We start from the raw sequence: 1,740 nt of genomic DNA on the forward strand, positions 1-1,740 counted from the left end.
GGGTGGTGGCGGTCAAGGGGCTGGGCGGCTACCACCTGGCCGTATGCGCGGCGCATGACGGGGCTGCGGCTGAGTTGCGGCGGCGTAAGCGGCGGGAGGAGAAGCCGTTCGCGGTCATGGTCGCGGATCTGGCGCAGGCCCGGGAGTTGTGCCGGGTCGACGAGGCGGGGGCGCAGTGCCTGAGTTCTCGGCAGCGGCCTGCGGTGTTGCTGGAGAGGTTACCGGGCGCGCGCGTCGCCGAGGCGGTGGCGCCGGGGAATCGGGAGCTGGCATTGATACTGCCTTACACCGCCCTCCATCACCTGCTGCTGCGCGCGGTCGGCGAGCCGATCGTGCTCACCAGCGGCAACCTTTCCGATGAACCGATCGCGCACCTCGACGAGGACGCGGCCGCGCGGCTGGCGGGCATCGCCGACGCGTTCCTGGTGCACGACCGGCCGATCGAGACGCGCACCGACGACTCGGTCGTGCGGCCGCTGTTCGGGCGGACGATGATGGTGCGCAGGTCACGCGGCTACGTGCCGGACGCGGTGACGCTGCCGGTGCCCGCGACGCGGCCGATCCTGGCGTGCGGGGCGGAGCTGAAGAACACCTTCTGCCTCGCCGACGGCCGACGCGCCGTCCTCTCGCACCACATCGGCGACCTGGAGAACCACGAGACGTTCCAGTCCTACCGGCACGGAATCGAGCACCTGCGCCGGCTGCTCGACCTGGAACCGGCCGTGGTCGCGCACGACCTGCACCCGGAGTATCTGTCCACGAAGTACGCGCTCGAACTCGCCGAGCGGGTGGACGGGCCCACGCTGATCGGGGTCCAGCATCATCATGCGCACATCGCCTCCTGTCTCGCGGACAACGGCGAGTGCGGGCCGGTGATCGGGGTCGCGTTCGACGGACTCGGCTACGGCGGGGAGAACGAGCGCGAGGGCGAGGGCGACGGCGAGGGCGAAGGGGCGGAAACACTCTGGGGCGGTGAGTTCCTGCTGGCCGACCTGCGTTCGGCGCGGCGGCTGGCGCATCTCGAGGCGGTGCCGATGCCGGGGGGTACGGCGGCGATCAGGCAGCCTTGGCGGATGGCGGCGGCGTACCTCGACGCGGCGTTCGGCGACGGGGCGGGCAACGACCGGGCGGACGCCGACGTGCTGGGCCGGCTGGAGGTGGCGCGGCGCAATCGGGGGCAGTGGGCTCAGGTGGTCGAGCTCGGGCGCCGGGGCGTGAACGCGCCGCTGACGTCGAGTGCGGGGCGGTTGTTCGACGCGGTCGGCGCGCTGGTCGGGCTGCGCGACGTGATCAGCTTCGAGGGACAGGCGGCGATCGAGCTGGAGCAGAACGCCGACCGGGCTGAGCAGGGCGCTTACGCGCTGTCGGTGGTGGAGCCGGCGCGGCCGGGAGAGCCGTTGCGGCTGCGGGGTGCGGAGCTGGTGCGGGCGGCGGCGTTGGACGTGGTGGCCGGGGTCACGGGCCCGGTGGTCGCGGCGCGCTTCCACCGCGGTGTGGCGGGCGCGATCGCGCAGGTCTGCCTTCGGCTGCGGGAGGAGACGGGGGTGGAGACGGTGGCGCTGTCGGGTGGCGTGTTCCAGAACGTGCTGCTGATCGGCGAGGTCGTGCGGCAGTTGGAAGACGCGGGGATGCAGGTGCTGACGCATCGGCAGGTCCCCGCCAATGACGGCGGGATCAGCCTGGGACAGGCGGCCGTCGCGGCGGCGAGACTGTCCGAGGGCTGATCCCGCGGGAGGGGGG

General features: G+C 72.8%; 1 protein-coding gene. It reads left to right on the plus strand.

What is annotated here, in order from left to right:
* On the plus strand, window positions 1–1,724 hold a 1,724-nt coding region (gene hypF / locus KDL01_RS40870; protein WP_212534101.1), incomplete at its 5' end, for a carbamoyltransferase HypF.
* Between the last annotated feature and the right edge of the window lie 16 nt (window positions 1,725–1,740).

This window comes from Actinospica durhamensis (assembly GCF_018139695.1).
GTDB lineage: Bacteria > Actinomycetota > Actinomycetes > Streptomycetales > Catenulisporaceae > Actinospica > Actinospica durhamensis.